The 6,610-nt window shown below is 71.1% G+C and carries 9 protein-coding genes; 5 read left to right on the forward strand and 4 right to left on the reverse strand.

Annotation, left to right across the window (positions count from 1 at the left end; translation table 11 throughout):
• Positions 1–158: 158 nt before the first annotated feature.
• Positions 159–581, forward strand: coding sequence for a hypothetical protein (locus ACZ5CR_RS01355; protein WP_468852397.1), 423 nt, complete (start codon positions 159–161; stop codon positions 579–581).
• Here the strand turns inward: ACZ5CR_RS01355 and ACZ5CR_RS01360 are convergent.
• The 3 genes from ACZ5CR_RS01360 to ACZ5CR_RS01370 form a co-directional block, all read right to left on the reverse strand.
• Complete coding sequence (locus ACZ5CR_RS01360) at positions 562–999, reverse strand: hypothetical protein (RefSeq protein WP_468852398.1); 438 nt, start codon at positions 997–999, stop codon at positions 562–564. The genes ACZ5CR_RS01355 and ACZ5CR_RS01360 overlap by 20 nt on opposite strands.
• Before the next feature lie 105 nt (positions 1,000–1,104).
• Positions 1,105–1,395, reverse strand: coding sequence for a hypothetical protein (locus tag ACZ5CR_RS01365; RefSeq protein WP_468852400.1), 291 nt, complete (start codon positions 1,393–1,395; stop codon positions 1,105–1,107).
• A gap of 103 nt (positions 1,396–1,498) precedes the next feature.
• The gene (locus ACZ5CR_RS01370; RefSeq protein WP_468852402.1) at positions 1,499–1,909 is read right to left on the reverse strand and encodes a four-helix bundle copper-binding protein; all 411 of its coding nucleotides are present in this window, start codon (positions 1,907–1,909) and stop codon (positions 1,499–1,501) included.
• A 298-nt stretch (positions 1,910–2,207) separates the two neighbouring features.
• Between ACZ5CR_RS01370 and ACZ5CR_RS01375 the strand changes: the two genes are divergently transcribed.
• Positions 2,208–3,626, forward strand: a complete 1,419-nt coding sequence (locus ACZ5CR_RS01375) for a PepSY-associated TM helix domain-containing protein (protein ID WP_468852405.1) — start codon at positions 2,208–2,210, stop codon at positions 3,624–3,626.
• A 7-nt stretch (positions 3,627–3,633) separates the two neighbouring features.
• Here ACZ5CR_RS01375 and ACZ5CR_RS01380 read toward each other — a convergent pair whose 3' ends face one another.
• The gene (locus ACZ5CR_RS01380) at positions 3,634–3,981 is read right to left on the reverse strand and encodes an ArsR/SmtB family transcription factor (protein WP_453524795.1); all 348 of its coding nucleotides are present in this window, start codon (positions 3,979–3,981) and stop codon (positions 3,634–3,636) included.
• 79 nt (positions 3,982–4,060) lie between these two features.
• Between ACZ5CR_RS01380 and ACZ5CR_RS01385 the strand changes: the two genes are divergently transcribed.
• The 3 genes from ACZ5CR_RS01385 to ACZ5CR_RS01395 all read left to right on the forward strand — a co-directional run bounded on the left by ACZ5CR_RS01385 (position 4,061) and on the right by ACZ5CR_RS01395 (position 6,498).
• Positions 4,061–5,179: a cation diffusion facilitator family transporter gene (locus ACZ5CR_RS01385; RefSeq protein WP_468852407.1), complete on the forward strand. Its 1,119-nt coding sequence runs from the start codon at positions 4,061–4,063 to the stop codon at positions 5,177–5,179.
• Between the two features lie 52 nt (positions 5,180–5,231).
• Positions 5,232–5,666, forward strand: a complete 435-nt coding sequence (locus ACZ5CR_RS01390; protein ID WP_468852408.1) for a hypothetical protein — start codon at positions 5,232–5,234, stop codon at positions 5,664–5,666.
• A gap of 154 nt (positions 5,667–5,820) precedes the next feature.
• Positions 5,821–6,498: a DUF3105 domain-containing protein gene (locus tag ACZ5CR_RS01395; RefSeq protein ID WP_468852410.1), complete on the forward strand. Its 678-nt coding sequence runs from the start codon at positions 5,821–5,823 to the stop codon at positions 6,496–6,498.
• The last annotated feature ends 112 nt before the right edge of the window (positions 6,499–6,610 follow it).

Genomic DNA, 6,610 nt, shown 5'->3' on the forward strand with positions numbered 1-6,610 from the left:
GGGGGCAGTTGCGGCGCCGTGACCGAAATTACCGGATTCCGTTACGCGTTCTCCGGGTGATCGCAATGTCGGGTGCGTACGTTTATGTTCCTCATTGTGCGGCTCGTCGCACGATGAAGACCGCGTACTGACCGACATCAAAGGGGATCACTGTCGTTATGCGTAACACCCGCCGCCGCAGCCTTCTGCGCACCGCCGCCGTCTCCGCCCTCGCCGGATCGGCGCTGTTGATTCCCGCCACCGCCGCACTCGCCGACGGGTCGGGCCCGGAGCCGCAGCCCACGCAGGCCGAGGCCAAGCCCGCCGCGGCGCCCACGCTCACGGCGAAGGCGTCCGTCTCCCACGTCCGCGCGTGGCAGGAGCTGCGCATCACGGGCAAGGCGACCGGCCTGAAAGCCGGGAGCAAGGTGACCCTGCAGCAGAAGCAGCACGGGGCGTGGAAGGCTCTGCCCGCCAGCACGGTCACCAACAAGTCCGGGGCCTACGGCCTGCGCGCCAAGCTCGGCCTCAAGGGCAAGAACGAGCTGCGCGTGGCCAGCGGCGCCATCGTGTCGCCGGTCCTCACGGTGACCGTGAGCTGACTCGCGGCGGGTCGTCGGGCGCGCCCTGAACGCGAGGCGTCAGGCCTTCAGGCCTCGGGGGCGCGCACGACGACCAGGTAGTAGTCCATGTGGTCGTGGCAGAAGGAGCGGTAGGGGGCATGAGCGGATCGGTGTGCGCCAAGGCCTCCTTGCCGAACCGCCCCTCGATGTCGCCGCGCCGGTCCTCGTAGAGCACACACATGAGCTCGCCGCACGGCGCCGCGTCCGAGGTCATCTCCCGCACGGACTCGACACGGAAGCCGCTCTGCTGGAGTTCGCCGACGAGTGTGACGAGCGTGTCGAAGGGTGTGAGCGGGGGACAGGTCCACATCCGCGTGCAGGCCGCCACTTCCTCGGCGCTGGGGCTGCCGCGCAGGGCGAACTCCGTGATCAGGAATCGCCCGCCGGGACGCGGCACCCGCAGGGCTCCGGACGCTGGGACGCTAGCGCCGGGCAGGCCCGCGGTGGAGCCCCGAAAGAGCCAAGCGGTAGGGCGGCTCAGCTGCCCGGCGCCCGGTGACGGTCACTCGCGCTCCGCACGCACCGGTGGTTCGGCGGACTCCTCGGTTCCGGCGTGCGCGTCGACCTGCCGCCCCACCTCGCGCGCCTCGTCGGTCAGCATCCGCAGCCTGGCCTCGGCCTGATCCGCGCGGGCCTGGAGTCGGGCGGTGTCGTCGGCGATGACCTGGCAGGCCAGATCCATCGCGGCGTCCGCGTCCTCGGCGGAACCGCGCTCCGCAATTTCCTCCAGCGCGCTCTTGACGGCGGCGATGCCGCCGCGGTGGTGGATGTCGTTCCAGAACTCATAGTCCATCCGGGCAGTTTGCCGGATCGGGGCCATGCTGTGCGAACTGCCCCCGAGGGCGCTGGGCCGGACGGACGGCCGAGCAAGGGACCGATGTCCGGTGCCCGGCGCGCTAGGCCCGCAGGCTCGTCAGGACCTCGCGGCAGGCGGACGCCGCGCGGTTCGTGGCCTCGGAGCAGAGGTGGCAGTGCTCGTGGTGCGACGCGTGCTGGGAACACAGCTCGTGGCTGTGCTCGCAGGCCATCACGCACGCCTGCAACTGCGCGGCAAGGAGCGCGTGATCGGCGTCCGTGCCGCGCGTCAGGACGCGCCGCGTGGCCGAGGCTATGTCGGCACAGTTCAGATCGCGGTTGACGGAGGCCCGCAGTTCGTCGGCCTCCTTCTCGGCGAGCATGCCGACCGCGCAGGCGGTCGCGGCCTGTTCGCACGCGGAGAGGGCGTCGGCGGCGTCGGCGAGGGTCTGGTTGTCGAGGTGGTCGGCACGAGAGGCAAGGCTGTCGAACAACTCGCGTGTCTGGAGCATCGCGTCTCCAACGGAGTGTCGGGGCCCGGTTCCGGGGGTTCCCGGCCCTGAGGCGCCCGGTCTCCCGACGCTAGTCCTGCCCCTGCCGCCGGTTAAGGGCCCGCGGTACGCCAATCGCGCAGTACACGGCCATCGGCCGGTTCTTCCCTGTGGATTGGGCTCTGCCACACCACTCTATGTGGTGCGCGTCACACGTGCATTGACGGGCTGCGGGGAACTTATGCGCCCCTCCAACCGACTCCTGCACCGGTCGCCACGGCCGATCGATCCGCATCACCTGCATCCAGGAGAGCAGCACATGTCCGCCGAACCCACACTCCTCGCCCCGGACGACGGGCAGGAGACCCAGGGGGCGCCGCCCTCCGCAGGACGGTCCGGATGGGCGTCGCTGCGTCCGCTCGTACTGCGCCTGCACTTCTACGCCGGGGTGCTCATCGCCCCCTTCGTGCTCGTCGCCGCCACCACGGGACTCCTGTACGCCTGCTCGTACCAGGCCGAGAAGATCGTGTACTCCCACGAACTGCGTGTCCCCGTCGGCGCGAACAAGACCGAGCTGCCGATCTCGCAGCAGGTGGCCGCCGCCCGCAGGGCACACCCCGACGGTGCGGTCAGCGCGGTGCGGCCATCGCTGGAGGACGGCGCGACGACCCGCGTACTCCTGTCCGGAGTGCCGGGCGTGGGCGCCGACCACACCCTCGCCGTGTTCGTGAACCCCTACAACGGCGAAGTGCGCGGCGCCCTCGAGCAGTACGGCTCCACCGGCGCACTGCCGCTGCGCACCTGGATCGACGAACTCCACCGCGATCTGCACCTGGGGGAGACCGGCAGGCTCTACAGCGAACTCGCCGCCAGCTGGCTGTGGGTGATCGCGGGCGGTGGCCTCGTACTGTGGTTCGGCCGCCGGCGCTCCCAGCGCAAGCCCAAGCTGCGCGGTGCCACCGGCCGCCGTCGCACGCTCTCGCTGCACGGCTCGGTGGGCGTGTGGGCCGCCGCCGGACTGATCTTCCTGTCCGCGACGGGCCTTACCTGGTCGACGTACGCGGGAGAGAGCGTCGGTGACCTGCGCGAGGCCATCGGGCAGACGACGCCGGAGCTGACGGCGACCGTCGCGGGCGGCGGAGAGCACGCGGGGCACGGCGGGTCGGGCTCGGGCGGCGCCGCAGGAGGCGAGGGTGTCGGGCTCGACGCCGTCCTGAAGGCGGCCCGTGGCGAGGGGCTCTCCAACCCGGTGGAGATCGTGCCGCCGGCCGACGCGTCATCGGCGTACATCGTCCGGCAGATTCAGCGCAGCTGGCCCGAGAAGCAGGACTCCGTCGCCATCGACCCGGCGACCAGCGAGGTCACCGAAGTGCTGCGGTTCGCCGACTACCCCGTGCTCGCCAAGCTGACCCGCTGGGGCATCGACGCGCACACCGGCTCGCTGTTCGGGCTCGTCAACCAGATCGCCCTCGCCGGTCTCGCCCTCGGGCTGATCCTGATGATCGTGTGGGGGTACCGCATGTGGTGGCAGCGCGGGCGCGGCAGTTCCTTCGGGCGTCCGCTGCCGCGCGGGGCGTGGCAGAACGTACCGGCGTTCGTCCTGGTCCCGCTGATGGCGGCGATCGCCGTGCTCGGCTACTTCGTGCCGCTGCTCGGCATCCCGCTGGCTGCCTTCCTCGTCATGGACATCGCGCTGGGGGAGATCGCCTACCGACGAGGCAGGCGCAACTACGCCTGAGGCCCGTTCAGTCGTGGGTGGCCGCGCCGCTGAGGTGGTGGTCGGCGAGGTTCAGGACCTCGTCGACCACGCGGCGCAGGTGTCCGTCGGGCGGGCCGTAGATCATGCGGCGCCCTTCCTTCCGTACGGAAACGAGCCCGGCGAGGCGGAGTTTGGCCAGGTGCTGGCTGACCGCGGGGCGGGCGGCGCCGCACGCGGCCGTCAGTGTGGTGACATCCGCTTCGCCCTTGGCGAGGGTGTGAAGGAGGGCGAGGCGGGTGCGGTCGGCGAGGAGGCCGAGGACCTCGGCCGCATGGGTGAAGTGCTCGGCGCCCGGATCTTGCGGGTGCGCATCGTGCGCAGGTGATAGGTGCATGCGTGCGCTCATACGCACATAATGAGTGCGGGCGCCTCGCGGTGTCCACTCTCCCGTCCCGCGTCGGAAGGCCGTACTCGTGAGTGAGCAGCACGGACACCCGCACCCTTCGCACGAGCACCACCAGAACCACGGCCGGGGGCATGGTGGTCACGCCCACAGTCGCGGTCACGTCCACGATCACGGTCATGGGCCCGGCGGCGAGGGGCGCTCGAAGCGGTGGCGGCACAAGGCCGGGCACGTACTGAAGCCGCACTCGCACGAGGCCGCGGACAAGGTCGACCCGGCCCTCGAATCGTCCGCGCGCGGAATGCGCGCGCTGTGGATCTCGCTGGCCGTCCTGGGGGTCACTGCCGGGGCCCAGGCGGTGATCGTGGTGCTCACCGGCTCGGTCGCGCTCCTCGGCGACACCGTGCACAACGCGGCGGACGCGCTGACCGCGATCCCCCTCGGTATCGCCTTCGTCCTGGGCCGACGGGCCGCCACCCGCCGGTTCACCTACGGCTACGGCCGTGCCGAGGATCTCGCGGGCATCGTCATCCTCCTGACGATCGCCGCGTCGGCGGCCTTCGCCGCCTGGGCGGCGGTCGACCGACTGCTCAACCCCCGCACCCTGGAGCACCTCTGGGTGGTGGCGGCCGCTGCCGTCATCGGCTTCATCGGCAACGAATGGGTCGCCCGCTACCGCATCCGCGTCGGCCGCGAGATCGGCTCGGCCGCCCTGGTCGCCGACGGTCTGCATGCCCGCACGGACGGATTCACCTCTCTCGCCGTCCTGTTGAGCGCGGGCGGCGCGGCCCTGGGCTGGCGGCTCGCCGACCCGATCGTGGGCCTGCTGATCACCGCGGCGATCCTGCTGGTGCTGCGCGACGCGGCACGAGAGGTGTTCCGCCGGGTGATGGACGCCGTCGATCCCGCCCTGGTCGACGCGGCGGAGGAAGCGCTCCTGACGGTTCCCGGCGTCCGTGGCGTCGGTGAGCTGCGCCTTCGCTGGATCGGTCACCGGCTGCGCGCCGAGGTGGCGGTCGTCGTGGACGGGGAGTTGTCCGTGCGGGAGGCGCACGAGGTCGCGGTCGACGCGGAGCACACTCTGCTGCACGCGGTGCCGAAGCTGACCGCCGTACTGGTGCACGCGGACCCGGCGACCGTGCCCGGCGCCCAGGACCCGCACAAGGTCCTTGCGCACCACGCGGTGTGAGCGGGAAGGCCGGGGCTCGGCACCGGAGCGGCAGCGGCTAATATCTGCGGCCATGGCGTCAGGTCTGCGGGACACGGTGCACGGAGAGCGGCGTACCGCCGCGCGCTGCACCGTGTTCGGGATCAGCCTGGCCACCCTGCTGGCTGTCCTGTGCGTGTGCTTCGGCTCCTCGGCACATCACGACGCCCCGAGCGCCCGCGTCGCCGTCTCTTATTCCGCCTCCTATTCCGCCGCGCCCGTGCCTGGAGCTGGTGCCCCGGCATCCGCCGAGCAGGCCTCGCTCGACCACAGCTGTCCTCCCGGCGAGCGGTGCGCGTCCGTCACGCACGCCGCGGCGATCGCGCTCCCGGCGCCCGAGCCGTCGGTGCCGACGACGCTGGGGGAGGCGGGACTGCCCGCGGCCCCGGCCACCGCACTTCCCGTACGGCCGACGCCTGTTCACCGGTACGCCCCGGATCTCCACGTCCTTCAGGTGCTGAGGACCTAGACCGGACCTCCGCGCGTTGCGAACCCGTCCTGTCCCGTCACGCCGCTGTTCACGGACGCGGTCGCCGTCGCGCGCTTGTGCCGCTCACCTCACACACCATCACCGTCACCACCGCCGTGCCCCGGGCGCGGCGGAGACAAGGACATCCCCGGACATGAGCACCTCCAAGAGCACCTCGAAGACAGGCAAGAAGACCGCGACCACCGCCGCACGCAAGGCCCGCATCCAGGAGCTGCGCCGCGCCGAGCAGGCGCGTGAGCGGCGCAACCGCGTCATCGCCATCACCGCGGGCGTCGCCGTACTGGCCGGTCTCGCCGGATTCGGCTCGTACGTCCTGCTCGACGCGTCGGAGAAGAAGGACAAGGAAGAGGCCGCCGCGCAGGCCCCGGTCAAGGGCGAGAAGACGTGGGACGCGAAGAAGCTGGGGCGCAACCACGTCACGAAGAAGGTCGACTACCCGATGACCCCGGCAGCGGGCGGTGATCACAGCCAGGCGTGGGCCAACTGCCAGGGCGATGTGTACGACAAGCCGCTGGGCGAGGAGAACGCCGTCCACTCGCTGGAGCACGGCGCCGTCTGGATCACGTACAACGACAAGGCGGCGGCCGGCGACATAAAGACGCTGAGCCAGAAGGTCAGGACAACGCCCTACACGTTGATGAGCCCGGTCAAGGAGCAGAAGGACGCCCTCACGCTCACCGCGTGGGGCCGCCAGATCACCGTGGACAGGGCATCGGACCCCCGGGTCGAGCAGTTCCTTGGCAAATATGTCCAGGGTGAGCAGACTCCGGAACCCGGTGCGGCCTGCACGGGCGGTGTCGGGCCGGCATGAGGGTGAGCGCGTGAGCGGGATGTGAGCGGGAGCGGGCGGGAGGGGAGTTGTCGGCCCCCCCGCCCCTCCCTCGGGGTGTCACCTAAGATGGATGCTATTCCTCCCTGTGGTG

This window comes from Streptomyces sp. NPDC031274 (genome assembly GCF_055570235.1).

What these genes read in the sequence shown, in the direction of transcription:
- ACZ5CR_RS01355 (WP_468852397.1), top strand. Translation starts at nt 159, where the DNA reads ATGCGTAACACCCGCCGCCGCAGCCTTCTGCGCACCGCCGCCGTCTCC.
- ACZ5CR_RS01365 (WP_468852400.1), bottom strand. Translation starts at nt 1,395, where the DNA reads ATGGACTATGAGTTCTGGAACGACATCCACCACCGCGGCGGCATCGCC.
- ACZ5CR_RS01370 (WP_468852402.1), bottom strand. Translation starts at nt 1,909, where the DNA reads ATGCTCCAGACACGCGAGTTGTTCGACAGCCTTGCCTCTCGTGCCGAC.
- ACZ5CR_RS01375 (WP_468852405.1), top strand. Translation starts at nt 2,208, where the DNA reads ATGTCCGCCGAACCCACACTCCTCGCCCCGGACGACGGGCAGGAGACC.
- ACZ5CR_RS01380 (WP_453524795.1), bottom strand. Translation starts at nt 3,981, where the DNA reads ATGCACCTATCACCTGCGCACGATGCGCACCCGCAAGATCCGGGCGCC.
- ACZ5CR_RS01390 (WP_468852408.1), top strand. Translation starts at nt 5,232, where the DNA reads ATGGCGTCAGGTCTGCGGGACACGGTGCACGGAGAGCGGCGTACCGCC.
- ACZ5CR_RS01395 (WP_468852410.1), top strand. Translation starts at nt 5,821, where the DNA reads ATGAGCACCTCCAAGAGCACCTCGAAGACAGGCAAGAAGACCGCGACC.